General features: G+C 36.5%; 19 protein-coding genes and 2 pseudogenes. 1 reads left to right on the forward strand and 20 read right to left on the reverse strand.

What is annotated here, in order from left to right; genetic code table 11:
* Positions 1–201: 201 nt before the first annotated feature.
* The 10 genes from AC4BHA_RS00510 to AC4BHA_RS00555 all read right to left on the reverse strand — a co-directional run bounded on the left by AC4BHA_RS00510 (position 202) and on the right by AC4BHA_RS00555 (position 12,888).
* Complete coding sequence (locus AC4BHA_RS00510) at positions 202–618, reverse strand: Zn-ribbon domain-containing OB-fold protein (protein ID WP_066103806.1); 417 nt, start codon at positions 616–618, stop codon at positions 202–204.
* A gap of 12 nt (positions 619–630) precedes the next feature.
* Positions 631–1,791: a thiolase C-terminal domain-containing protein gene (locus AC4BHA_RS00515; RefSeq protein WP_490551618.1), complete on the reverse strand. Its 1,161-nt coding sequence runs from the start codon at positions 1,789–1,791 to the stop codon at positions 631–633.
* 26 nt (positions 1,792–1,817) lie between these two features.
* Positions 1,818–2,237 carry a MaoC/PaaZ C-terminal domain-containing protein gene (locus AC4BHA_RS00520; protein WP_066103802.1) on the reverse strand — a complete coding sequence of 140 codons (420 nt, stop codon included), beginning with the start codon at positions 2,235–2,237 and terminating at the stop codon, positions 1,818–1,820.
* A 20-nt stretch (positions 2,238–2,257) separates the two neighbouring features.
* Complete coding sequence (locus AC4BHA_RS00525; protein WP_066103800.1) at positions 2,258–2,698, reverse strand: MaoC family dehydratase N-terminal domain-containing protein; 441 nt, start codon at positions 2,696–2,698, stop codon at positions 2,258–2,260.
* A 286-nt stretch (positions 2,699–2,984) separates the two neighbouring features.
* Positions 2,985–4,730 carry a class I adenylate-forming enzyme family protein gene (locus AC4BHA_RS00530; protein WP_490551615.1) on the reverse strand — a complete coding sequence of 582 codons (1,746 nt, stop codon included), beginning with the start codon at positions 4,728–4,730 and terminating at the stop codon, positions 2,985–2,987.
* A gap of 71 nt (positions 4,731–4,801) precedes the next feature.
* Positions 4,802–6,271: an aldehyde dehydrogenase family protein gene (locus tag AC4BHA_RS00535; RefSeq protein ID WP_490557951.1), complete on the reverse strand. Its 1,470-nt coding sequence runs from the start codon at positions 6,269–6,271 to the stop codon at positions 4,802–4,804.
* Positions 6,272–6,317: 46 nt separating this feature from the next.
* A complete protein-coding gene (locus AC4BHA_RS00540; RefSeq protein ID WP_490557952.1) occupies positions 6,318–7,454 on the reverse strand; it encodes an acyl-CoA dehydrogenase family protein in 1,137 nt (378 codons plus the stop codon).
* A gap of 21 nt (positions 7,455–7,475) precedes the next feature.
* Positions 7,476–8,666, reverse strand: a complete 1,191-nt coding sequence (locus AC4BHA_RS00545) for an acyl-CoA dehydrogenase family protein (RefSeq protein ID WP_148629722.1) — start codon at positions 8,664–8,666, stop codon at positions 7,476–7,478.
* 274 nt (positions 8,667–8,940) lie between these two features.
* Positions 8,941–11,013, reverse strand: a complete 2,073-nt coding sequence (locus tag AC4BHA_RS00550; RefSeq protein ID WP_490557953.1) for a helix-turn-helix domain-containing protein — start codon at positions 11,011–11,013, stop codon at positions 8,941–8,943.
* 366 nt (positions 11,014–11,379) lie between these two features.
* Complete coding sequence (locus AC4BHA_RS00555) at positions 11,380–12,888, reverse strand: class I adenylate-forming enzyme family protein (protein WP_490557954.1); 1,509 nt, start codon at positions 12,886–12,888, stop codon at positions 11,380–11,382.
* Between the two features lie 451 nt (positions 12,889–13,339).
* Between AC4BHA_RS00555 and mbcS the strand changes: the two genes are divergently transcribed.
* Positions 13,340–14,920: an acyl-CoA synthetase MbcS gene (mbcS, locus tag AC4BHA_RS00560; RefSeq protein WP_490557955.1), complete on the forward strand. Its 1,581-nt coding sequence runs from the start codon at positions 13,340–13,342 to the stop codon at positions 14,918–14,920.
* Positions 14,921–15,008: 88 nt separating this feature from the next.
* Here mbcS and AC4BHA_RS00565 read toward each other — a convergent pair whose 3' ends face one another.
* The 10 genes and pseudogenes from AC4BHA_RS00565 to AC4BHA_RS00610 all read right to left on the reverse strand — a co-directional run bounded on the left by AC4BHA_RS00565 (position 15,009) and on the right by AC4BHA_RS00610 (position 25,351).
* Positions 15,009–15,461 carry an OsmC family protein gene (locus AC4BHA_RS00565; RefSeq protein ID WP_490557956.1) on the reverse strand — a complete coding sequence of 151 codons (453 nt, stop codon included), beginning with the start codon at positions 15,459–15,461 and terminating at the stop codon, positions 15,009–15,011.
* A 92-nt stretch (positions 15,462–15,553) separates the two neighbouring features.
* On the reverse strand, positions 15,554–15,712 hold the full coding sequence (locus tag AC4BHA_RS00570; protein WP_490557957.1) for a hypothetical protein: 159 nt from the start codon (positions 15,710–15,712) through the stop codon (positions 15,554–15,556).
* Positions 15,713–16,106: 394 nt separating this feature from the next.
* Positions 16,107–16,774: pseudogene (locus AC4BHA_RS00575) on the reverse strand (vWA domain-containing protein).
* Positions 16,775–16,824: 50 nt separating this feature from the next.
* Positions 16,825–17,448 (reverse strand): annotated as a pseudogene (locus AC4BHA_RS00580) (TerD family protein); the annotation flags it as partial.
* Positions 17,449–17,650: 202 nt separating this feature from the next.
* Positions 17,651–18,733, reverse strand: a complete 1,083-nt coding sequence (locus tag AC4BHA_RS00585) for a toxic anion resistance protein (protein WP_490557958.1) — start codon at positions 18,731–18,733, stop codon at positions 17,651–17,653.
* A 54-nt stretch (positions 18,734–18,787) separates the two neighbouring features.
* Positions 18,788–20,413: a YceG family protein gene (locus AC4BHA_RS00590; protein ID WP_490557959.1), complete on the reverse strand. Its 1,626-nt coding sequence runs from the start codon at positions 20,411–20,413 to the stop codon at positions 18,788–18,790.
* Positions 20,414–20,725: 312 nt separating this feature from the next.
* On the reverse strand, positions 20,726–21,523 hold the full coding sequence (locus AC4BHA_RS00595) for an HAD family hydrolase (protein WP_308810536.1): 798 nt from the start codon (positions 21,521–21,523) through the stop codon (positions 20,726–20,728).
* Between the two features lie 7 nt (positions 21,524–21,530).
* Positions 21,531–22,640, reverse strand: coding sequence for a cysteine protease StiP family protein (locus AC4BHA_RS00600; protein ID WP_490557960.1), 1,110 nt, complete (start codon positions 22,638–22,640; stop codon positions 21,531–21,533).
* 112 nt (positions 22,641–22,752) lie between these two features.
* Positions 22,753–24,141: a phosphoribosyltransferase family protein gene (locus tag AC4BHA_RS00605; protein WP_490557961.1), complete on the reverse strand. Its 1,389-nt coding sequence runs from the start codon at positions 24,139–24,141 to the stop codon at positions 22,753–22,755.
* A gap of 1 nt (position 24,142) precedes the next feature.
* Positions 24,143–25,351, reverse strand: coding sequence for an HpcH/HpaI aldolase/citrate lyase family protein (locus AC4BHA_RS00610; protein WP_066103770.1), 1,209 nt, complete (start codon positions 25,349–25,351; stop codon positions 24,143–24,145).
* Positions 25,352–25,383 lie beyond the last annotated feature (32 nt).

The following is a 25,383-nucleotide window of genomic DNA, read 5'->3' on the forward strand; positions in this document are numbered from 1 at the left end:
TATATCCTTATATTATACTTTATAGAATTGTGTTCAAATTGCCAACAAAAGATACCTTAGAACTAAATACTTGATTAGAATGTCACTGTTTAGCTACTAATATATCCCAGATTTAAACAATAATTTTATTATAGTAAGAAACACAAAAACCATAACTCTTTGCTGCCAAAGAATCATGGTTTCAGTCTAACAATTTATTATTTACCTCAATTTCCACTGAGGAAGAGCTCGTTCCTCGTTGATATCCTGCCAAAACATTTGGACGTCCATGCCAATCTTTACTTCGTCAGGATTACAGTTTAAAACATTACCTGTTATTTTAATTTCAGGCAGTCCTTCTAGTTCGACCTGAGCAATAACAGTCGGCAGATCGTCCTGGAAACCAGGCAGAAATGGTCGATAGGAAATGATATAGGAATAAATAGTTCCGTAGACTTCGTTACCGAATGAGTCCCAACTCAGTTTAGGACTGCCGCATTTTGAGCAGGCTGGACCAGGAGGATGTTGATATTTATGACAGGAATCACATTTCTGGATGGAAAGTTCATGTTTATCTGCCGAATCCCAGTAAGGCTTGTTATCCTGGTTTTTTAGTGGAATGGGTTTTTGATAGGCCATTTTATATCCCTCCTAATTTCTAAGAATCATAGCACCGGCTATATCTGGACCCGCCCAACCTGTACAGATTCCGATTTCACAATTCTCAACTTGACGATCAGTTCCTTTGTACTCGTGACGAATTTGCCTAACGATCTCAAGTACATTATTCATTCCATGAGTATAGCCTTCTGAAAGCATTCCCCCTGCTGTATTGGTAGGAAGGCTTCCTCCTATCCTCAAGTTTCCTGCAGCAACGAAATCCCCCACTTCTCCACGTGGAGCAAACCCAAAGGCTTCGAGCTGACGAAGCACAACCCAGCTAAAGCAGTCATATATGGAGGCTACTTGAATATCTGATGGCTGTACACCAGCTGATTTATATAATTGTGGAGCGACATAATCTGATGCTACCTGAGTCAAATCGGACCAATAGTGGGCATGTGGATGACATTCTCTTGCTGAAATTCCCATAATATAAACTGGTTTGGACTTACAATCTTTAGCCCTTTCAGCTGACGTAACAATGATCGCATTCGCTTCATCCAATTCAACACAGCAATCGTGTTTAGTAAATGGATAGCTAATGTATGGCGTTTCCATATATTCCTCCATTGTTAATGGATGTCCGTTTAGGAATGCTTTAGGGTTTCGTTGGGCATGTTCATAAAAATCTACACAAACATGGCCCAGATGTTCACGTGTAATCCCTGTTTCATACATATGCCTTGTAGCAAACATTCCAAACCACTGAGATGGACTTGCGGAACCATACGGAATAATGAAGCTTCCTCCATCAATTGCTTCCTGGATCATGTCAGGATCATATCCTCGTCCGACCTTTTTTCCGGAAGCACCATTCATAGATCTCCAAATTAATACGGTTTTTACTAAGCCTGCTTCTATTAATCCAACTGCATCTGCAATTAACATTTCAGTCGAGCTTCCGCCACCCATGACGTCATTAACATAACTGGGGCGTATCCCCAAATAAGTTGCCAGCTGGTGTGAAGAGCAGGAATCACCGGTACTATAGCTCATAACTCCATCAATTTCTTTAGCTTCAAGCCCAGCATCCTGCAATGCATTCCGTGCAGCTACTAAAGCCATATGGAGTGGTGTGGTTCCTGATTTTCTTGACCGTTCACTCTCTCCAATTCCTACAATGGCATAGCGATTGCTTATATCCCCCACATTAATGCCTCCTTTTCCTGTACAAGTTAACGAAATTTTAAAGTGGCTTTACCAGAACCAACAACTGATCCGGATTCCTTTTCAGCTATTAAATTCAAATCTGCCATTCTCAGGCCATCTTCCTCATAGATTTTTTCTACAGTTGAGGAACATGTTATTAAGTCACCTGGAATTGTCATCGCCCCAAATCGCATCTTAAACTGTTTAATTTCAGCTGTGGTGCCTGCAAGCTCCATAATGTATTGGCCTAAAAAGCCCATAATTAGCATTCCGTGAGCAATCACACCATTCATGCCAATCTTTTGCGCAAACTCATCGTCAGTATGTAGCGGGTTGAAATCGCCGGATGCACCTGCATATTTGACTAATTGAACCTTTGTAATGGGCGGTTTTTTTAAGACAGGAAGCGCTTGTCCCGCTCTTAAATCTTGATATTGTATCTCCATCCAATTGACCCCCTATCTTTTCATAAAGCAGCTCGATAAATGATATTCATACGGTTAATTGCTACCATTTCTCCGCTTTCGTCCTTGAATTCTGTATCAAGAACAAGAAATTGCATCTTACCGCTATTTCCGTCTTTTTCGTATAAATCCGCTACCTTACTTTTACAAATGAGTCGATCTCCAAGCCGAATTGAACGATAATAGATAAACTCCTGCTCTCCGTGAAGCATCCGCTTTTCGTCTAGTTTTAGAGGAAGATGATTTCCTTCACTGCCTAAGGCAATTAAAAAGGTTGGAGGAGCAATAATGCCCTCATAAAATGTGTTTTTAGCGTATTCTTCGTCAGTATATAAAGGATTAGAATCTCCTATAGCATCTGCAAATTGACGAATATGTCGCTTTTCTACCTCAACTGAAAAAGTGCTTCCTTCTAAACCAATTATACTTTTATCAAGCTCCATAGCTTTGCCTCCCATTAATAGGCTTTATTTGTAAAAATGACGGTTGTTTATGCAAATTTTAAGATAATATACATGTAGCATCAATGTGGGTTTCAACATAAATATCCACAAAGTCTTGTAATGTTCTACACTACAATAGTAGATAGCGTTACATGGTCAAACCACATTGTACTGTAGTTGAATGATAAAAGTTTATATTTATCTAACAAATGAATAACTACTCTATAGAATGATTCAATCTATAAAGTAGTCTTATAAATCTTCTCAAATAATAAAATGATTTATTTTATAGTGGGCTATTTATTGTCTTTAATTCCTTCTCACGCAGTATTCGTTTAAGAATTTTACCTGCTGGTGATACAGGAAATACTTCAACAATCTCCAATTCTCGTATTTTTGCATAGTGAACGACTTCCTGATTAACAAAATCGATAAGTTCTTCAACAGTTGCTGTTGCTCCCGGCTTGAGAATAACAAATGCCTTTGGGATTTCTCCCACACCTGCTGAAGGTTTGCCGATTACGGTGGCGTTGCTTACCGCAGGATGCTTAAATAGCGCATCCTCAAGCCTGCTTGGATAGACGTTATAACCTTTATAAATCAACATATCTTTTTTGCGGTCAACGATGGTGATGAATCCATCTTCGTCCAGCATTCCGATATCTCCTGTATGGAGCCAGCCATCTCTAAGCGCTTCATCTGTTTCGATGGGCTTATTATAATATCCCTTCATAATTTGTGGACCTTTTGCACATATTTCACCTGTGGATCCTACAGGTAATGGTTCGTCGCTGCTGCCATCTGCAGGGATGATTTTCACTTCTGTATCAAAAAGTGGATGTCCAACTGTTCCAATCTTTTGCAATCCAGACCACAACATAACAGTATTCGTGATCGTTGCTGTCGCTTCTGTTTGTCCATAGCCTTCTCCAATCTTGGCATTTGGGAATGTTTTTGCTAATAGTTTCATTTCCTCTTGTACTAATGGGGCGGAACCGGATCCGGCATTCTTTACAGATGAAAAATCATAATTATGTATGTCTGGATGACCGAATAAGCCATTCCACATAGCTGGAGAACCGCTCACATGTGTCACTTGATATTTTTCAATATATTCAAGAAATGTAGTCGGTTTAAAACGATCAATGAGAACGACAGTGTATCCTACTAACATTGGATATGCCATACAAGAATAAACACCGGAAATATGAAACAAAGGTGAAGGACTGAGTGAAATGGCTTCCTCTGTCAAACACGGATATTTAGCTAGGTATTTGTCAATATCTTTCTCCACTCGTACAACTTCAAGTCCATTATTGTCTGTAATTCTTGGCAATAATCCAGCCGTCCAGGCTGCCGTCTGCAGAAAACTGCTAATCAAATTAGAATGTGTAATCATAACACCTTTAGGTCTACCTGTTGTTCCACCCGTATACGCAATATGGACAAGATCATTTTTTGGATCAATACCTGGATCAAATTCCTCATCTATACCTGAAACAATCAAATCTGCTAAGCTATACCAACCCTCTCCGTAATTCTTTACATACACTGGGTTGTCATATGAAAACATTTCCTGGTCTCCGGTCACAATTACCTTCTTTAAATTTAAGTTTGCTTGCAGACTTTGTATATCATCCACTGTTGATTCATGAGTAATAATAATTTCAGTATCCGAATCCTGAAGCTGAAAGCAGACATCATCTTTTGGAAAATAAGGATTAATTGGTGAATATATAGCACCGGATAAAACAATTCCATAATAAGCAACAATATATTGAGGGCACGTTGGTAAATGAACTGAAATGACTGTACCTTTTTCTACGCCAAGCTTTTTTAATGAATAAGCAAACATAAGAGAATCACGGTAAACCTGTTCATAGCTAATATGAGTATCACGATAAATAAAAGCGGTTCGGTTCCCAAAACGGCTGGCGCTTCCTTTTAAAATCGCTCCTACCGGCAAATTAGGATAATCAATAGTCCTTGGCATATCTGGATCAAAAATTCGTTCATCTGACCAATTAAACATTTTTATCAACTCCAATTGGTATTAGAATAGGTAAGCATAACTTAATAGATGTCTTCTTAGCGGGATATATTTTATCCAATTTCTATTACACATGCTTTTTCCCTGGTGTATTCTATAAACGAATCTGTTCCAAAACCACTGTCTTTAAATCCTCCAAAGGGTAAATCAATGCCAACCTGAGAATACGTATTCACCCATACATTTCCTGCATCTATCTTGCTTATTAATCGTTTTGCACGGGCAAGATCAGTCGTCCAGATTCCTGCTGCCAAACCAAAATCCGTATCATTAGCAATGGCTATAGCTTCTTCTTCTGTTTCAAATGGTATGACCACTGCTACGGGCCCAAAGATTTCTTCCTGGCATACACGATGACGGTGGTTATCCACCTTTATTAGTGTTGGCTCTACCCAATATCCGTTTTCTAACTCCTGATCTCCATGTAATAAGACATTACCGCCAGATTTCCCACCTGCAATAATTTCTCCTTCTTTTTCTCCAAGCTCTATATAGGAAGTCACTTTTTTATATTGTGATAGATTACCGATTGGGCCCATCGTTGTCTGCATATCTAACGTATTTCCAAGCTTCACGGATTCCATAGCCTGCTTGAATCCTTTTACAACTTCTTCAAAAATGGACTTCTGAATTAATATCCTGGATCCAGCCACACATATTTGTCCTGCGTTGCCGGTAAAAATGGAATAAGGCAATAATCTTTCCATTACTTTATCTAGGTCTGCATCCTCAAAAATAATATTTGGAGATTTACCGCCTAATTCAAAGATAAATGGTTTAGGATTATTTACAGTTGCCCTGGTAATTGCGCTTGCAGTAGCTTTAGAGCCAGTAAGACTGATTTTATTTATTTCCTTATTGCTTACTAAAGCATCACCGATTTCGGTTCCATATCCAGATAAGACATTTATGACACCTGGAGGTAAGATGGATGCCAAAATTTCTCCGTAGCGTAAGGAAGAAACTGACGCATGCTCAGAAGGTTTAATAATAACTGTATTGCCTGCTGCCAAAGCATAGGCGGCTTTCATGGTGAATGTAAATAGAGGGGCATTCCATGGTGTTATCCCTACTACCACTCCCAGAGGTTCACGATACGTATAACCAAACGTTGTTGGTCCCTTTGGAATGGTATCGCCTCTGCTTGCATAATTACAAAGCCCGGCTGCATCATACCAAATTTGTTTTAATGAAGTGATAAGCGTATAGCTTGTGTTGCTTATGACCCATCCATTGTCCTTTGTTTCCAGAGTTGCTAATTCTTCAGCATGATCAGTCAGTCGATCGCCGATTTGCCTTAATAATTCAGCACGTTGTAATGGTGGAAGTTCAGCCCAATTAGGAAATGCACCGCGGGCAGCTTGAATTGTATATTCTACGTCTTCTATCGTGCTTCTCGGTATCCTAGCCCAAGCAATACCTGTAGAGGGATTTATACTTTCAATAAATTCACCGGTTGTTGACGGAACTGCGTTACCGTTGATAATATTTTTATATTCTTTTAGTTCATGGATTACAGGCATACTTACTCATCCCTTCCTGTTTTTAAAGATGGTTTAGGCTGAAAATCTACCAATTAAGAGCTGTAGCTGCCTTTTCTCTATATAATCTTGAATTTCCCAGATATGTTTGATAGTATTGAGCTCTTTTTAAATACAGATGACAGTCAATTTCCTCTGTTACTCCTATGCCTCCATGAATCTGAATCCCATGTCCCGCTAAACGAAGATACGCTTCTGTAATAAATGCCCGAGCACTATTAACTGCCACTGCTGCATCTTCTGCCTTTTCATCCAAAGCCCAAACAGCGTAGTAACTTAACGATCTTGCCGTCTCCAAATCCAGTTTCATATCTGCAATTCGATGCTTTATCGCTTGAAAACGTCCGATTGGCTGGCCAAATTGAACACGGATTTTTGCATATTCGGCACACATTTCTACGATTTTATCCATGCCTCCAACCATCATTGAAGCAAGGGCGGCGTTCAGATATAAAAGTCCTTCCTCAATGGCGTCCTCACCTCTATTCAATTCACCTAGAATTCGAGAATTGGAAACGATTACATTTTTAAAGTTAACTTCTGTCAGATGACGAGTTTCATCTATTGATTGAAGTACTCGATAATCTACACCATCATCATTTCTATCTACAAGGACAAAAGAAATACCTTTTCCATCCGTTTCTGATTCAGAGCGAACTAGCACAAGATATGTATCTGCCAGATTGCCTTCAGGAACTAATGTTTTAGACCCGTTAAGAATCATCGTGTCTTCATCATATTTTGCTGTCATTTGAATATCATTCAGGTTAAAACTCTTTCCTGGCTCTAACCATGCAAGTGAAATGGTTCTTGAACCGTCTGCAATTCCTGGTAAGTATTTTTCTTTTTGTTCGGCTGTACCAAACTTTTCAATCATCGGTGCTGCAAATGCGACGGTTTCTAAATACAATCCTGGTAATAATGCACGTCCTAATTCTTCGAGTACAGGAACTTGATCAACTGTAGTTAATTCTGCGCCTCCATATTCTTCTTTCACGGTGATTCCCATACAGCCCAATTGTGCTAGACCCTTCCATGTCTTGGTGAGTAGCTTCATATTATTTTTCGCCATCTCCCGAGCAATCTTTGTTTGCCCTGCGCCATCTAAATATTTTCGGACCGATCCTCGAAACATTTCCTGTTCTTCACTTAAAGAAAAATCCATTTTTATTGCACCTCCGTTTCATTAACGTAAATCCTTAGGCAATCCCAATAATCTTTCACCAATCGTATTTCTCTGTACTTCGCTTGTACCTCCGCCAATCGTAACTCCAAAGGAAGATAAATATTCTAACTGCCAAAAAGGATTGGCCAGTGCATCTTCTTTCCATAAAACACCCTCATGACCCTGAATGGATACAGCAAACTCAAACAAATCCTTTGTTAATTCGCTGCTCATTAATTTATCCATCGAGCTTTCTGCACCAGGATAGCCTCTTTTCATAGAGGTAGTAATATTGCGATAATACGTTAAAAGTACACCTCGACAACGAGTATAGAGCTCAACCATTTTTTGTCGTGTAAATGGGTCTTTTATGAGCGGCTGGCCATTTTCCTTCAGTTCATTCGTTAACAACACTAAATCAGAAAATTGCTTCTCCAGAGTGAATATTTGTGCGCCAATTCCAGTTCGTTCATGGAGCATTAAATTAATCATTACCTTCCAGCCCTCATCAATTTCGCCAACAATTTCTTCATCATAGGCAACAGCGTCATTGAAATAGACCTCATTAAAATCATGCTTTCCATTCATTTGAATAATGGGACGTACTTCAACACCTGGTTGTTTCATATCTACTAGAAATACCGTGATTCCTTTATGCTTCTTTTCTAAATTGGAGGTTCTCGCAAGTAGAAAACAACGGTCTGCCAAATGCCCATAACTCGTCCAAACTTTTTGTCCATTGATAATCCATTTGTCGCCCTGTTTTACAGCACTCGTTTTCAATGCAGATAAATCAGACCCGGCATTTGGTTCAGAATAACCCTGACACCATACTTCTTCAGCATTAAGTATTTTGGGGATAAATTTCTCTCTTTGCTCTTCCGTTCCAATATCCATTAATGTCGGCCCAACCATATGGATTCCAATATAATTAATAAGATGTGGAGCTCCTGCTCTAACCATTTCCTGATGATAGATGATCTCTTCAATAACCGAGGCACTTTGACCGCCATATTTTTCTGGCCAAGCGATGGCAACCCATCCGCCATCATTCATTTTCTTCTGCCAGTCCCTCAAAAATTGAGCTTGTTCTTCTTCGTTTTCTGGCAAATCTCGTTTACCTTCGATCCAACCCTCAGGTAGATTTTCCTCTAACCATATCCTTAATGTTCGACGGTATTCTTCCTCTTTTTTTGTAAAAGAAAAATCCATTTCATTATCCTCCTTCGGCAATCATCAAGCTCCTCACAAACATAACAACTATAATTTGTATTTTAGTAATACAGATTTTTGAATACAATGTAGGTTTTTACATAATTTCTTTGTAATGAATTGAAGATTATATACTAGTTTTTGCTGGAGAAGGAGGTAATGTGGAAGAAAGTTATATAAACAAAGAGAAGGCATTGCCTTCTCGTAAATGAATATATGAGGTTTTTATTTTAAACATCAATAATAATGGTGGAAAATATGTCGTAATTTGAGGCTAAGAAGCTTGGTTCAGTGATTTCTTAAGATAACAGGCTAGTTGAAGGCGTAAAATGTCCTCTGCGTCTTCAAATGATATACTGAGACAATCTTCAATCTTCTTTAATCTTTGGTAAAGTGTATTGATATGGATAAACAATTTAGTAGCCGTTTGTGATGCAGATCGATTCAATTCAAAGTAAGTAATCAATGTTTCTTCGAGTTTGCTGGCTGCATGATGAGGTGTCTGTAAGGGTTCAAATACCTCCTGCAGAAAACGGTTAATTTCTTCTTTGTCTTGATTGATAAATAACCTGTTCAGTCCAATTTTCGAGTACTCTATTATATCAGGAACTTCCTTTGAAACAAGATATGAGAGAGCCATCTCCGCCTCATTATGAGATTTACCAATCAGGGATAAATCGCTATATGTTGAACTGATTCCTCCGCAGAGTAATCTGCCCTTTTCCTCCTCATTCCACATCACAATGGTTTGTTCTAAAATCTGCAGAATATAAGGGTATGATTTGGAATCGGGAAGGCAGAAGAGAACGATTGCTTTATTATGGTCACCGAAAATGGTTTGAATATAAAAGGATAATTCTTTTTTTAACTGAGCCACTAAACGGTGTATATAGGTGTCTAGCACTTCCTCGTCCTGATTTCCTATATACTGAAGGATTACTGAAAAAAACTCCTCCTGCTCCTTAATTCCTAATTCAGTTGCCTTAGATAATAAAGTAGTGGAATCTTTGCTCTGCAGCAATTCATAATATAACTCTCGACGATTTTTGTAATAAAACTCGACTAAATTCTTTTTCTTAACCAGTTCAAGTGCAAGGACAGAATATCCCTGTTCTAATGCGATATGGTCTAGCTGACTTAAGGGTTCCTTTATCTCGATAATAAGACAGCCAAGAATTAAATTTTCTGTACGGATTGGATATAGACAATGGGACTCTTGCTCAGATGTAATAATTTTGTATGGCAAACCATCTTCCATGTTTGTAATCGTACGATAAAGTTTTTGGTACGTATAAGAATAGGGCAGTTTTTTTCTTTCAGGTATGCAGCTATTTTCGATTAGGTCTACAAATATTAATTTTTTCCCTATTATTCTGTTTAGCTCACGAATTACCTTTTTTGCCCCCTTATTCTGCAGGGATAGATTTGTTAGTGTGGAATGGATATCGTCTCTTTTGAGCAGAAGTTGATTTTGATTTTTGATATCGGTGAATAACTTTGCATTTTTAAGTGCTACACCAATTTGAGAAGAAAAGCCTTGCATCAAGTGTAAATCTTGTTCTGTTAGACTCTTACTTGATTTAACCTGGCCAAGGATCATAGCACACTCAATTTCGCCATCAACAGCTATTGGAGCTGAAATTAACGATTTGACATGACGGGGAAAGTCATAGGTAGAATCCCAATATTGATTATTTTCTGGAGAAACAGTAGCCATCTTTAATAAAAGCTTAGAAGTATCCTTCACGAGCTCCGGAGTTCCATTCATGAACATTTGTCCAATAGATCCTTCTCCTATTCTATATTTCATTTTCCAAAGTCCGTCCATAACATGGCCAACTGAAGTCTTACAAACTATACGATCTAATTGCCGGTCATATAACCACAAAGTACCTAAGTCAGCGGTTGGAATAACTTCCATCGTATTTTTTAATATTGCAGAAAATATTTCTTCAATATCTAACAAAGAAGTAGTCTGACAGATACTCTCTATGATTTTATCGATTTTATATCGGTTTGCATGTAAAGCATACTCACTGTATATCGGATAAAGAAAATAATACATTAAATCCATTTCTTTATCGTCAAACTTAGTTGATTCAGATAAGCAGACGGATACTATGTATTGATTAGGATATTTGAAATAAAGATATGTTTTACGTTCCTTAACTTCCTGAGTAGATATAAAATCCATTAAGTCTATATGCACTGGCTTGAAAACACCTAAATGTTCCCCGCCCTCAATTAAAATAGAATCTGAAGTTTCAGGACTTGATAACCAAATTTGATACGGGCAATGAACACCTTTTTCCTTCAAAAATGCCTGCAAAACATTTTGGTTACTCATATTTCCTCCTCTGGATATAAATTATTTTTAAAAGATATTCACGTATTCTGTCATAGGTATGAATATATTGTCTGTCTACATTATAATATTAAATTTCCTAAAATGATTAATCAATCTTATTTATATCTGAAAATTCAGCAAAATTCTACAAATACTTATCGATAAAGCTATTTCTCATATGATAATGGCAAGTAACGTTAACTATGAAAAAGGTGATAAGTATACTATGTATATTTAATTACTATTCAGTCAGCTTTACAGGTTCTTTTACTCGAATAACAGCAAAAAATCTCACAGTACTTTGACTGAGAGATTTTTTTGAATTGCTGAGCAACCATTAATCACCTAATTTAAATAGGCGTCTTCCTATGCCTTCACAGCATTATCTCGCAAAGTATGTTTGAGTACTTTCCCGCTCGCATTTCGTGGTAATTCTTCTACAAAGATAATTGTCTCGGGAGCTTTATATTTCGCGAGATTTTGTTGACAGTAGGTTTGAATATGCTCCGCTGATAGATGTCGTCCCTCTTTTAGCACAATAAATGCCTTAGGAACTTCTCCATAAACAGGATGAGGAATACCCACTACAGCAGCTTCTAATATTTCATCCAATTGATACAAAACCTCTTCAATTTCAACTGGATAGACATTTTCCCCTCCACGAATGAGCATATCTTTTTTTCGATCAACAATATATAATAATCCATTCTCATCTAACCGACCCAAGTCTCCGCTATACAACCATCCGTCTCTGAGTGTCATGCGAGTTGCTTCTTCATTTTTTAAATACCCTTTCATTACTTGTGGACCTTTAACAATGATTTCTCCTACAGCAAAAGGAGGAACGTCCTCTCCATCTTCACTCACGACGCGAACCTTTGTATAGGGCAAAGGCTCTCCAACTGAACCGATTTTTTCTAGTGCATAATGATCTTTTAGGGTTGTTGCCCCTGGAGAGTTTTCTGTTTGCCCATATAGATTCTGAACCTTTACATTTGGGTAATAGGTCTTTAATCTTTTTACAAGTTCATATGGCATAGGGGCCGCTCCGTATGTAAATAACCGTAGATGTGATAAATCAGTCTCTGTCATATTAGGTGCATTTAATAACGTACTATAAATGGCGGGAACTCCAAAAAATATCGTGACTTTTTCCATCTCCATGGCTTTCAAAGTTTGTCCGAGTATAAAAGCTTCTTCAATGATGACTGTACCGCCGTTTACGATTGTTGGGATAGAAAAGCAATGACTGGCTGCACAGTGAAATAAAGGTGTAACGATTAGTGTACGATCCTCAGAAGTTGTTTCTAGTGACTGTGCCCAGATTTCAGCAATAGCTCGTACATTTTCTGCTGATAAACATACACCCTTTGGTTTACCTGTAGTTCCAGATGTATAGAAAATAACTGCAGTATCTTCTTTGTCTATGTGCTCTTGCCGGAAAGGGATAGAATGATCCTCTAAAACTGACTCTATAGTGTTTTTTTCACCAGTTTCAAGAATATCCTTAAACTGTTCCACAGTAGAACTTATTTTCTCTAGTATTGGATTTAAACGAGCATCATAGATAAGGGCCTTAGCTTCTGAATGCCGCATAATATACTCCACTTCTGGAGCTGCAAGTTTTGTGTTGATCGGCAATACTGAAAATCCACCTAATTGACAAGCGTAATAAGCAATTAAAAAGGTATCCGAATTAAATAAGTAAAGAGCTATGATATCTTCTTTTTGATATCCTTTTTGCTGAAAGAATCCTGCTAGGTTTTGTGCTTTTTGATAAAAATCTGAGTAGGTTGTTTCTTTCCCCTTAAATGAAGTAATCACGCTGCTGGGTTTTGTTTGTGCATGTTCACGTAATTGCTCAAAAATATACACTCTAACATCCCCTTTGCTTATTAACTAGTATAAGTATAGCGGGCTTGGAATCATTATTTTGTCGATTTATAGTCGTTTAATTAAAAGTTGATAGGTTTCCCTTTTTTACGTATATAGAATTCTATATGGTTTTCACGAATCATCTTACTAAGTTAAACCTATTATTCCACCGTAATACTTTCCATTCTTCCGGATGGATAGTCTAATATACTTCAAACAATCTATAAGAAATAAAATAAAGATGCTGCATTGATGTACTCACCTATTAAACTTTGTTCAATTTTATTCTTCTGCTATGTCAACCTTGTAAGCCGTTACAAAAATTATTCCTATTCTCTTTCCTTTACTTGTCAGTAAAAAATAGCTAAAATTGTTTTTAATACCTGATACTAAAAGTTGCATATGACAACAGGTATCATATACTTGATTCGTATTTTAGGAGGATTTTTTTATGAAAAGAGAAGAATTAATAGCTCCTCATGTCTATAATTTAACAACGGAAATTGAGCGTTATACCAATGATCCAGAGAAATTGGCTCTAAAGTGGGAGAATCAGGATGGTCTGACAAGATCAATTACATATAAACAATTAGTCGATGAAGCTAATAAAATAGGAAATGTATTTGCTGAAGCGGGATTACAAATGGGTGATAAAATACTGGTGATTGTTCCCCGTATAATAGAGGCTTATGCCATCTATATGGCAGCATTAAAATCCGGTATCGTACTTATTCCATGCTCAGAAATGCTCCGTTCAAAAGATTTGGCTTTTAGAATTCAGCATGCTGAAGCCCGAGCGGTAGTCTGTTATGAAAAATTCACAGCTGAAATTGATGCGGTGCCTGACTCTGATAAGCTGATTAAATTCAGTGTCGGCGATGCTAAAGATCAATGGATTTCACTAGAGGAAAAAGTGAAAACAGCTTCCTCTCAATTTAAAGCTGCCAACACCACTAGGGATGATATTGCTTTGTTATCCTATACTTCCGGCACAACAGGCAATCCAAAGGCAGTTGTACATACTCACGCCTGGGGCTTTGCTCATTTGAAAACAGCTGCAAAGAGTTGGATGTCTATCAATGAAAATGACCTAGTGTGGGCAACAGCCGCTCCTGGATGGCAAAAATGGGTGTGGAGTCCCTTCCTATCCGTACTTGGAACAGGAGCAACGGGCTTCGTGTATAATGGAAAATTCAATGCTGATACCTTTTTAGCTTTGCTGGATAAATATCGAATAAATGTTTTCTGCTGTACACCTACTGAATATCGGTTAATTGTAAAAAGTGAAAATCTACATAAGTACAAATTACCTTATCTCCATAGCGCAATTTCCGCTGGTGAAGCACTAAATACAGAGGTAATAAATGCTTTTTACAATCAGTTTAATGTAACGATTCGTAATGGTTATGGACAAACCGAGAGTACATTATTAATCGGCCAATTAAAAGATATCCCAAATAAGCCTGGTTCCATGGGTAAAGCTACACCGGGAAATATAGTAGAAATTGTCGATGAAAATGGGCAGCTGTGCCAAGCAGGTGAAGTTGGTAATATAGGTGTTCATCTTAGTACACCTGCTCTCTTTAAAGAATATTATAAAGATCCGGAACGTACACTTTCGCAAAGAAAAGGTGAATACTTTATTACAGGTGACCGAGCTTTAAAAGATGAAGAAGGTTTCTTTTGGTTTGAGGGTAGAAGCGACGATATTATTATTAGCTCTGGATATACAATCGGGCCGTTCGAGGTGGAAGATGCTTTAATTAAGCATCCTGCCGTGAAGGAATGTGCAGTCGTAGGAAGTCCTGATGCGATTAGAGGAAATATTGTTAAAGCCTTTATCGTCCTAACAGACTCTTATAAACACCATTCAGAAAAAGAACTGATTGCAGATCTTCAGAGTTTTGTAAAAACGTTAACCGCTCCATATAAATATCCGAGGAGCATTGAATTTACCGAGGCGCTACCAAAAACGACTTCAGGAAAGATTCGTCATGTACAATTAAGAGAAATGGAACTAAGTAAAGACTAAATATCAAACGACCCGACTTCTAAGTAAGTTGGGTTTTTTGTCTCTATATAAATAAAAACCGTCACTAATACCGCGACGGTGTAAAATTTTATTTTGTTTGTGTGACCTTAACGCCTTTTGATACAACTTTTGTTGGATTGATTAAGGTATCAAGTGCTGGGCAATGTGCTTCTATATAACGGATAAATTCCTCGATTTTTTCTTGAGGCGCATTAGACTCCATATGGACGAAATAACGAATTTCCTCTAAACCAACTTTTGCACCTGGTTTTCCCTTGTAACCGCCCGTATCTAAATCACCTTCAAGCTCGATCACTAAACGATCGTATTGAATTCCCGTTTTATCCGCATAACTTTGAGCCATAATGGTTTGACAAGCACCGAGTGATGAAAGAAGGAGTTCTAATGGGTTCATGCCAAGATCTGTTCCTCCTGCTCTTTCCGGTTCATCAATTGTCACCTTATGTCCCCTTGCTTCGACCTCGACCTGTACATTATTAATTAAAGTTGCTTTTGATTTCAGTGTCGTTTTTGCCATCATCAATCTCCTTTTACACGTAGTATATGAAAATGAATAGCTCTCTCAAGTTACTGATCCGTTAAAACGATATGTTTGTAGATTGTGATTTTCTTTTATTTCTTTTTGTGGTGATCCGATTCTTTTCGTATCGTCCCGATTTTCTTATTACTGCGTGTATCCCTGCCATTACGATTTCGAATGGTCCCGGGTGGGAGCTCATATTCTTTTTCAAAATTGCCTAATCTGCAATCGTCACTTGTCTGTTTTGTCAATATAGATCACCCGTATATAATTTATATTTGACTATATAGGTTAATACCACGAATTATACGATTCTATGCATTAGGAAGAGATATAATGATTCTATTTAAAATCTAACAGACTGCAAAACAAGGTTCGAACATATGTTCTGTTAATTAAAAATAGCATTTTGTAAAAAATACAGTCATAATCTCTAATTTTTCGAACTTTTATAAAGAAAATAGCCAATGTTCGTGTTTATCACTATTTTGTGAGTGTCCGCTCGGTGGAGCCACCGCACTTAGCTTCTCTAAATACGAACGGAAACACATTAAAAACTAATAACGTTTGTGTTTTTGTGGTATCAATTAAAAAGAGATTGTAGAAATTAATCCTTGTTAAAGAAATATAGAGCTTTTGAGTGAATTATCTCAAGATCCCCTTTTGCTTTGCTTCCTCTAACCATTGTGGAAATTCGTTTAATAATTGATCGAACAATTCTTCATCGGACACATCTTCCAAATTATATAGATGAAAGAAATTTGCATTATCCACAAGTCGGCCTTCCATTGTATCCAGCTTTCTTAACACATCAAAATTAGAATCACCTATACCTACAAACTGCCAGAAAATCGGCATTTTTGAAGAATTTGCAATAATCTTTTTAATACCTGATTTACATCCGCCATCATTAATAAATACTAAAAAGACTGGCTCATCTGCTGGTTCTTCTTTCATATATTTATGTATAACATCTTTCATAACTTGTGGTTCGTCATTTCTTCCAAACTTATGTATGGACTGATTATTTACTATCTTATCATTGACATAATTGACAAAATCCTTTTCTGTAACAACAGGCAGCCTGGAAAATTCATTGTCATAGACCCATACATCCAATGAACCGTTATCATTAAATTGGCTTGCTACAGCCAGGATTCTCTCTACTGTTCCTGGACAACCCCGTCACGGTATAAAGCTCGCATAGAACCTGATATGTCTAACACAACTCCTACTCTGGCTACAACGCCTTGTAATTTCTTCTTCTCTAAAACAACTTTAGCAATATTCTTTTTTAATAAGATCGGCTGCATCCGTAACTCTCCCTTGTTATTTTTTAAATTGCTATCTGTGGTACAATCTTTTATTTTGAACCACTTACCCAGTTCATACCCCAATTAAAAGCACGATCCATATCCTGATGGCCCTTAAAGTACTCTACTAGCCTTTCTACCTTGAATGTTTCGTTGTTAACGTTTTCTATCATTGCAATTGCACACATATTTTTCCCGTTTAGATGTTCATCTAGTTTTACTTCTACATCGGAGCCTCCAGGATAATTAAGAGTTACAACACCGTCTGCCTGAGACCAATTAGCTACTCCTTGGTAAATAAACGCATATACTAAAATTCGTTTAATTTCGGTGACTTTATCTCCGTTAATCCGAAGATTTTCTCCGCCTACGGCACTTCCCGTACGGTCATCAGCATCCAATTTTATAAAAGGTCTTGCGTTATAATTGCCCAAAGCATTGCCAAGAGCTTGCACGCAGCCTTTTTCTCCATTTTTCATTTCAAATAAACAACCAAGATCAAGGTCGACATTATTAGACTTACCGAATAAAGAAGACATGAATCCACCGGATTTAGGAGCACTTTTTTGATTCCAATTTAGGTTTACGAGCAGTTCTCCGAGTGATTGATTCGTACTTTTTGTTAGATTGATATTTTGTCCTTTTTTCTTTAATTCAATTTTATTTAAGTTAACCATTGTATGACACCTTCCTTATTTGTATTTTATTTACATAAATTAATTATATTTTAATTTACAAATTTTAGATAGAAAAAGAATCATATTAAGTCGATATATCAAATGAATCGATAAAAAGCTAATATTAACTCGAATTACCTGCCAATTGGTGATATAGAATAAAAAAAACCCTATCTTCACTATAGATAGGGTTAATCGGTTAGGATTGGGATAGGACACGTTTCGCATCCTCTCTAATCGTTTCCAAACGTTTTTTATTTTCAATCCGTTGCATGGACTGTTCTTCTTTAACCTTTTTATATTCATCTATTCCTTTAACAATCGTATCCCACATATTTTCAATGGTATCCATTTTAATACTAGAGCTACCGGAACGCTGAGCAATCTCAATGCTTTGATTCATAATATCGCTAGTGACATCCTTTAACATTTGATTCGTGCGATCTTCAAATGCATTCAATGAATCTGAATGTACTTTTTGACGTTTCGCACTGACCGTATTAATAATGCCCATTTTAAAAATCGGAATGGTTGTAACAAAGGCACTATTAATCTTTGCAACTAAATCATTATTACCGCGTTGCATGGTTTTAATCTGTGGAGCGGCAATAACAGCTACCATACGGGCTTTTTCTAAATCATCTATTTTTCTTTCTAATAATTCTTTGACTGTACGAAGATTTTCCAGCTCCATCCGAGCCATTTGATTGCCTGAATTTACTCGTTGTTCGCATTCAGGGATTAACGTCTGATTTACTTCCTCTAATTTCATTTCAGCAGCTACTACATATTTTTCTAATTCGAAATAATATTCAATATCTTCTTCATATAAACCTTCGAGATTTTGATTTGTCCGCTTTAATTCATCCTCAATCATCGCAAATTCTCTATGAATTTTATCAAGCTCTCCACCTAATGTTTGATATTTTTTAAAGAGAGCTTCCGTTGTCGCCTTCGCTTTTTTAAACAATTTTGCGATGAAATTAGGTTCTTTCATGATTTCATTTTTATCAAACCGTTTCATTAATTTCTCTAATTGAATTAATAATTCACCGGATTCATCAATTTTCGAAAGTGCCATCGTGTTTAATATTCTGTCTGAAAACTGAGAAAGCCGTTCTGCCGGTGCTCTCCCAAGTGATAATAATTCATTTTGATTGCGCAGGTCCATATTTTCAACAATCTGAAGGACCTGTGCTTCATTGCGCAGCTGCATTCTAACTTCATTAGCAGACTGTTCTGTCAGATCTGTATTTTGTTTTATCTGTAATTCATTTACCATTAGTAATTTCCCCAATCATTGGAATATTTGTTGATTCAGCCTTATAGATATCAGTCAAAATATTCTTTTAATAATCTTTTTAATGAATGATTTTTCTTCTTGCTGAAAGTCTGGAATTTCTTGTTCAAAAACAATATCTTCTAGCCAATGGGTATCGTAATGAGATGGGTCTACAAAATTTTCTATATCGGTTTGTCCTGCTGGATGGTATAACACAATATCTACGCCAAATTCATTTAAAAACAGCAGCAGTGCTGCATCCTCACGGGTAAATGTACTGTTAGTTCCCATATTGTATAGAACGATTCTGGGCACATCTTGAGAATAATCAAATTGTTGTAATTGTTTCAGAAAATCTTCAGGAATCAAGCTCGCTTGTTTAAATAAAAATAATTGCAAATCATATTCTGTTTCATGATTCAGCTTTAGTAATTTAGGATGTTCACAGTACTCTTTAATCGTCCAGGCGATGGCCCTTTGCAGCTCAATCGGCAAAGGTCCATATCTCCACCAATTTCCTGCGAGCATTTTTTCGGGTGACAGTGCGCCATCTTTATCTAATGAATGTTGAAAATGAAAATGATAATTGGCTTTTGTCTTTGTCGTGAAAGGAAATTCGCGAATGTTTTTCGAGAGTGAAGAATCCTTGAGACCCTTCATTTTAGACCAATAATCCGCTCGATCTCGTGAAACTCCATTGATTTTTGTGAATATGACAGGAATGATTACTCGATCCTTATCAATTTTAAATTGAGGCCTAATCATTGCTTTTTCTTTTGCATATATAAATACATCATCATAGGTCATTCTTAATGTTGTAGATGATGGCTTGAAATTTCTAAATTGCCAAGGTTTATAAATCCCAGACTCATGATCATTTAACATGATTTCAAGCTGTTTGTTGGCTCGATACGCTACAGTCGTTTGCCGCTCTCTTTCTTTCGTAGGGAATGGTTCCAGCTTCCCTTTATTCGTATACACATAGGGTAGTGAAAATTCATTTTCTCTATCAAGATCGCTAAAAAAGTCTGTGCCGGCAGGATGCAAAATTAAAACATCACAACCAAATTCCATGAGCAGTAATAAAAAATATTGCTGACTTAAGGATAGATCTCCATACCAAACGACTTTCGGAAAATCTGAACCTATTTGGAGGTCTTTAGACCATTTTTCCCAATGATTTTTAAGCCATTTGATCATATCGATGATAAATCTGCGGAATTCAGGTGAGAGCAACCCGCTCTTCTGTTTATCTTTAAAATGTTCAACCACTTTAATGATTGATATTTGTACATGCCTGTTAATGGTAGAATCCGTATGCTTAGGTATTAAGTTTTTACCATAAAAAATGGCTATCAATCGTTTAATTGATAATCCTTTATTTTCTGTACGGTGTAAAGTTAAAACATCCTGTATAGTTTGGAAGACCTGATTATCGATCGTTTTATCCAATTCTTCACTTAACACATGTATATAAGGTTTTTGGTGCATGTCGTATAAAGAGTTAAAGTATTCATCTTCGTCGAGCGGAATACCTAATACTCGGAGACTGATTCTTTGAAAACGAAAAGTTGATTCATCTAAATGATAGGATGGTCTTGTACGAATAGAAGAAAGAAATAACTCTAACCATTCTGCTGTAGATTTGTTTAATAAAGGTTCTATTTTTATGTAATTCAATATTTAAACTCCTTTCTCTAAGATGATTCGTACATTAATATTATATATCTATTTTTTTACAGTTGCGCTAAGAGATTTGGGAAATCTGCTCTTTTTTTACAAAAAATATAACTTTGGGAGAATATTATACGCCCGTAATTAGTCAGTTTTTCTATAAACTAAAAAATCTATGATATTTTCGGTCAATTACATAGATGTTTTTTAGGAATCGCTATTCAGTTAGAAATAAAATTGCTAAAACAATTGAAAGAATGAGCAGTAACCCAGTGGGATAGTACTTTATACTCTTACTCCCACCGAGTTACAGCTTTCTTACAGGCTCAGAAGATTTTTAATTAAATCCTCTGTGGAAGCTGCTCCTTTACCTTTTAACCAGTTTATTTTTGGATCGTTGGGTTTGACATCGTAAAGCTCTCCATGCTTTAGACTATATCCTTTATCAGCGATTGCAATCATATCATAGTCCATAAGTGAATCCCCGGCAGCGGTATGAATATCATAGTCCAGCCGCTTTTTTAAATGCTCTACTGCAAAAACTTTATTTAAATTACTTGGCAGTATATAGAGTTTTCTTCCGTGCAAAAATGTTCTCCATCCGATTTTGTTTAATTCATCTTCAAAGGACAGCAGTTCTTGATGTGGTAAGGTATCTTTATTTACATGGTACATATAGAACAAGGAATCGATATAAAACTCACGCTCAACCCAGGAATCATGACGGATCTTTGCGAACGTATTTAGCATGTCATGATGTGGAAGTGAAGTAACAGAGAGATGGTTTTTAATAAAATCGTCCCACTCAGAGTCAGGCTTTCCATCTACTAAAATCGTTCCGCCATTGCTCACAATCGCATATTTAGGTTTTATTTTCTGTTGAAATACTTCAATTCTCTCATATTGATATAGTGCTCTTGTCGTTACTGGTACAAATAGATGTTGTTGATTAAATTGTTGTAAAAGGTCAATAGAAGTTTGAGACATATAGGTAATAACCTGATCATCTTTAAATTCGACTGGTGTTATTTGATTATCGATGGGGTACTTGTCCATCATATTTTTTGAATAAATTAAAGTTCTGTCTAAATCGGATGTAAATAAAATAATAGTAATCCCTTCCTTATACCTCTTTTATAATTCCGCAGCATGTATAGGACATATCCCTGAATTCCTCAACCGGTACATTTCGCTCTTTAGCCAAAAACAAAATATGTGATAAATCATTTGAATGATTAGGATTGATTAGGATTTTCCAGGGTATTCTTCGCAATAAAACACGTGTTGTTTCTCCAACACCTGGTTTGATAAAATGTGTATTGCTAATATTGTAGATGTTTTGAATTCTTTCAATAGAATCCATCCCGAGCCACGTAGGTGTTTTATCTTCTTGACGTAATTGTTCCAAGGATTGTTTCACTTGCTCTTCTACTTTCCCAAAATCCTCGCTAATCGTATCCACATAAAAATTCGATAAATCTGCATCCGCTAATTCTTTATAAAACTTTGCACCATGAAAGTCATCCTTGCTCATGAATTCATAGTTTAATACAGTACGACTTACTAATCCTGATACCGTAGAGTTTAAACAAGCGGATGGGATTAAAAAGTCATCTCTTGTTCCATATATATCTACACAATGCCCTGGATCGGCTAACACGGCCAATGAAGGATCAATATAATTCGAGTGAGTTGAATTATATTTCTCGCATGCTTCAGCTAATTCAAACGTAATAGCTCCTTTTCCTGTCCAGCCGTCTATTACCTGAATGTTCGCATGAGAATGCTGCTCAAAAATATAATCAATAGCTGCCTCATCAATGCCTCTGCCGCGAATGATAGATATAGAATAGTGAGGAACATTGATTTGATATTTATAGGCGTAATAACGTTTAATCAACACTCCAATTGGTGTTCCAGCTCTTGCTAAGCTGACTAAAACTAAGTTATCCATTCCTTTACGTTCAATAATCTGTTCGGCCACTGTTCCAATAGCCACAGCTAGACGCTCTGAATATTTTTTTAATGTATCATGAAATAAATTTATATATTCTTTTGGAGGATGATATTCGACAGGGAGCATTTCCGAATAGTGTATACCGGATTGGATCAAACTTTCTCTTTCTTCCGTTTTGGTTTCAAGGACGTAATCACTAATATCTCTTAATAAAAATATGGCATCATCTTCGTTGTAGCTTCCCATTTGATCCGGTATTAGTTTTCGTTTAAGCATAAAATCCCTCCTGGTTGTATAGTGGAGCAGTATATAACTATAAAAGTATGAAACTATATATGATATCTAACAGTTCTAGCCAATTAGAAAGAAAATGGTTGATATGAATTCCTTACTGATTCATTTCCGTTAGAGTGATGACAGTAATGAAATTAATTCCGGTTTGTTTTAATGCGGATAGTATGGAATTTACTGATTCATGAGATGAGTTTCTTTCAATAAATATAAATATCTCGTCATAGCGATTGATTTCAATATTATATAAGTAATTTACGATCCCTTTATTTTCAGGACTATCAAATGTAAATTTATTATGAATTAGGTAATCACTCTTTTCTAAAGAGTATATTGGACTTCGAGTAGTAGATTGAAAGTAAACCTCACTCCCCATGGACGAAGCAATCATCATAGGTATATACATAAATTCCCCGGTACCTATAGCCAAGGTCCTCTTACCTTTGCGATGCTGTTTCAAAATACCGCCTATCTCTTCAAAAATAGGAGAAAAACTTCTTTCTTCTTCTATATCCAGACCAAATCTCCCTGTAGCCTGTGAATAAGGGGAAGCATTTAGAGACTCATCAGTATTGATAGAAGTAAATTGATTAAAGTGATGGTCTTTAAAATAATGATGGATAGGTATATATGAAACGTGTTGTTCAGAAGTTTGATTAGGAGCAGCAAGTTGATCCTCTAGCTTTAAATCAGGTTGACCATTAATCGAGATTGTTCCATCCATTAAAGACACTGGATGTATGGTAACCCCTAATTCTCTTTCTAATTGCTGATATTGTGAACGATGCTCAGCTGTGCGCCAATCCAAAATCGATATCAATGTAAATACCTTTTTTGATGGATAAACAGAATGGATTTTTCGGATAATATTGATTGCTGTTTTACCCGTTGTTATTTCATCATCCACTAATACAATTTCTTGGTCGTTATCAAAAAAAGCAGGATCGCTTGAATAGACATAATGGCTGCTGGCATGGGAATGTTCTTCTTCAAAATTAATGATTGAAGGGATTTCAGCTATTTTTTCTCTTGTTGTGTGTATGTATTTTGCATGTTTATCAAAGGAACTAAATACCGCATGGCCCAATGCTGTAGCCGTCTCAGCAAAACCAATAATGGTTAGTGGCTTTGGCAGTTTGATCGGATCTTCTTCAACTAAAAGCAAGGATTCCTCAATGTTTCCACCAGTTTTTATAGCCTCAGCGATTGCCTCTGCACGCATATCTTTCTTGCCGTAGACGACTTCTAAATATCGCAGGGATAATAAATGACCAACCAGTAGAGGTATTTTAGGATTAACAGCCAGATGTTTGCCTAAAACCGTACTTACGAATAAAAAATTACGTTTCTTATTAATGCGAGTCGCCATTTTAAATAAATGATGTGTTTCAAAATCATATGGATTATCATAGACTTCGATCCTAACTGTTAAATCATCCAGTATTTGGTGCGTTACTTCTCTTATATTCACTCTCGTTGCTGTCATTTCATTTCACCTCTAGAATTTGTTCATCATGTCCTTGATTTAAGAGTAAACTAGTAAAATCTTGATCAACATTATATACACCGAATACCTTGGCTCGGAGTAAGACTTTTTTCGCCCAATAATAATGAGGTTTCATTTCATTCATTTTATTTTCATACAAGCTTTTTAAAACCCCTGCATTCCCTTCGCGGTTCGCTATGATGCTTATAGCATCTATATATTCTTCATGTGTAATGGTGTATAAAGAATGCACTACTTTAATATGAGTAGGGTGTATAATGGTTTTTCCGTTAATTCCATTCAATTTATCCAGGAGGACTTCGTTAATTAAACCATCTAAATATTCATTGATTAATTCAGTCTGTTTTACTAGACCAGAGCTGCCATATCTTCTTTGAAAAGGACTTACACGCAGTGTTGGTTTTAAGATACGGTTATCTTTTGAGAAGAACTCCCAAACTGGCCCGGAAACTACATATTCATCACCCTGTCTGGTAAAGAGATTGATAATATCCGTGATACAATCTCTTATCACCGACACATCATAAATAGTTGTGTCAACTTTTCTTCGTATACCAAATAAACCGGAAAAATCAGTAGCTCCTATCCGGATGTTTAATATATAGCTCTTATATGAGTCCAATAATTCTTTTATTTTTAATAGAGCATCCATTCGGGTTTCTTTATAAATAATTTCAGCTGACTCCAATATAGGCATACCATATAGTAAGCTATTATTTTTATTGATTTCATCCAGGATTGCTAAAAATTCTTTCCCATTTTCATAATTGAATTTTGGAAAAACAAACCCTGTCAGTATGTACAAATAATCGTTAATGAGCTTAGTTATTCGTCTCATTTGGATTGGGTCCCTTACTCTTATAAAAATAAGCGGCAGTTCATCCATGCTTATTTTGTTTTCCTCAAGATGCTCAGATAGTATAGATAGATGTTCCAGCAATTTGTTTTCAGCATCCACAACTATACAATCAGCAACTGAGTCTTCCAAATCAATCACTAATGAAGTAAGCTCTTGATACTTTTTGTTAATGATATCCTTTGCGATATTCGCTTTTATAGCAGGCATATAAAGAGTGGCACCAAGGGCATAAGCAAGTACCTCTTTATCTGTATATTTCGTAAAAGGCTCCGGTTCCATATAAAAAATCTCTTTCATTTTTATGGATGATTCATAGCTGAAATGTTGCATTCTTATGCTCCTTTCATATAAAAATAAAGACT

Source organism: Pradoshia sp. Z3_51 (assembly GCF_058215915.1).

What these genes read in the sequence shown, in the direction of transcription:
- AC4BHA_RS00540 (WP_490557952.1), bottom strand. Translation starts at nt 7,454, where the DNA reads ATGGATTTTTCTTTAAGTGAAGAACAGGAAATGTTTCGAGGATCGGTC.
- AC4BHA_RS00530 (WP_490551615.1), bottom strand. Translation starts at nt 4,730, where the DNA reads ATGTTTAATTGGTCAGATGAACGAATTTTTGATCCAGATATGCCAAGG.
- AC4BHA_RS00605 (WP_490557961.1), bottom strand. Translation starts at nt 24,141, where the DNA reads ATGACAGCAACGAGAGTGAATATAAGAGAAGTAACGCACCAAATACTG.
- AC4BHA_RS00550 (WP_490557953.1), bottom strand. Translation starts at nt 11,013, where the DNA reads ATGAGTAACCAAAATGTTTTGCAGGCATTTTTGAAGGAAAAAGGTGTT.
- AC4BHA_RS00585 (WP_490557958.1), bottom strand. Translation starts at nt 18,733, where the DNA reads ATGGTAAATGAATTACAGATAAAACAAAATACAGATCTGACAGAACAG.
- AC4BHA_RS00565 (WP_490557956.1), bottom strand. Translation starts at nt 15,461, where the DNA reads ATGATGGCAAAAACGACACTGAAATCAAAAGCAACTTTAATTAATAAT.
- AC4BHA_RS00520 (WP_066103802.1), bottom strand. Translation starts at nt 2,237, where the DNA reads ATGGAGATACAATATCAAGATTTAAGAGCGGGACAAGCGCTTCCTGTC.
- AC4BHA_RS00545 (WP_148629722.1), bottom strand. Translation starts at nt 8,666, where the DNA reads ATGGATTTTTCTTTTACAAAAAAAGAGGAAGAATACCGTCGAACATTA.
- AC4BHA_RS00525 (WP_066103800.1), bottom strand. Translation starts at nt 2,698, where the DNA reads ATGGAGCTTGATAAAAGTATAATTGGTTTAGAAGGAAGCACTTTTTCA.
- AC4BHA_RS00600 (WP_490557960.1), bottom strand. Translation starts at nt 22,640, where the DNA reads ATGCTTAAACGAAAACTAATACCGGATCAAATGGGAAGCTACAACGAA.
- AC4BHA_RS00535 (WP_490557951.1), bottom strand. Translation starts at nt 6,271, where the DNA reads ATGCCTGTAATCCATGAACTAAAAGAATATAAAAATATTATCAACGGT.
- AC4BHA_RS00610 (WP_066103770.1), bottom strand. Translation starts at nt 25,351, where the DNA reads ATGCAACATTTCAGCTATGAATCATCCATAAAAATGAAAGAGATTTTT.
- mbcS (WP_490557955.1), top strand. Translation starts at nt 13,340, where the DNA reads ATGAAAAGAGAAGAATTAATAGCTCCTCATGTCTATAATTTAACAACG.
- AC4BHA_RS00510 (WP_066103806.1), bottom strand. Translation starts at nt 618, where the DNA reads ATGGCCTATCAAAAACCCATTCCACTAAAAAACCAGGATAACAAGCCT.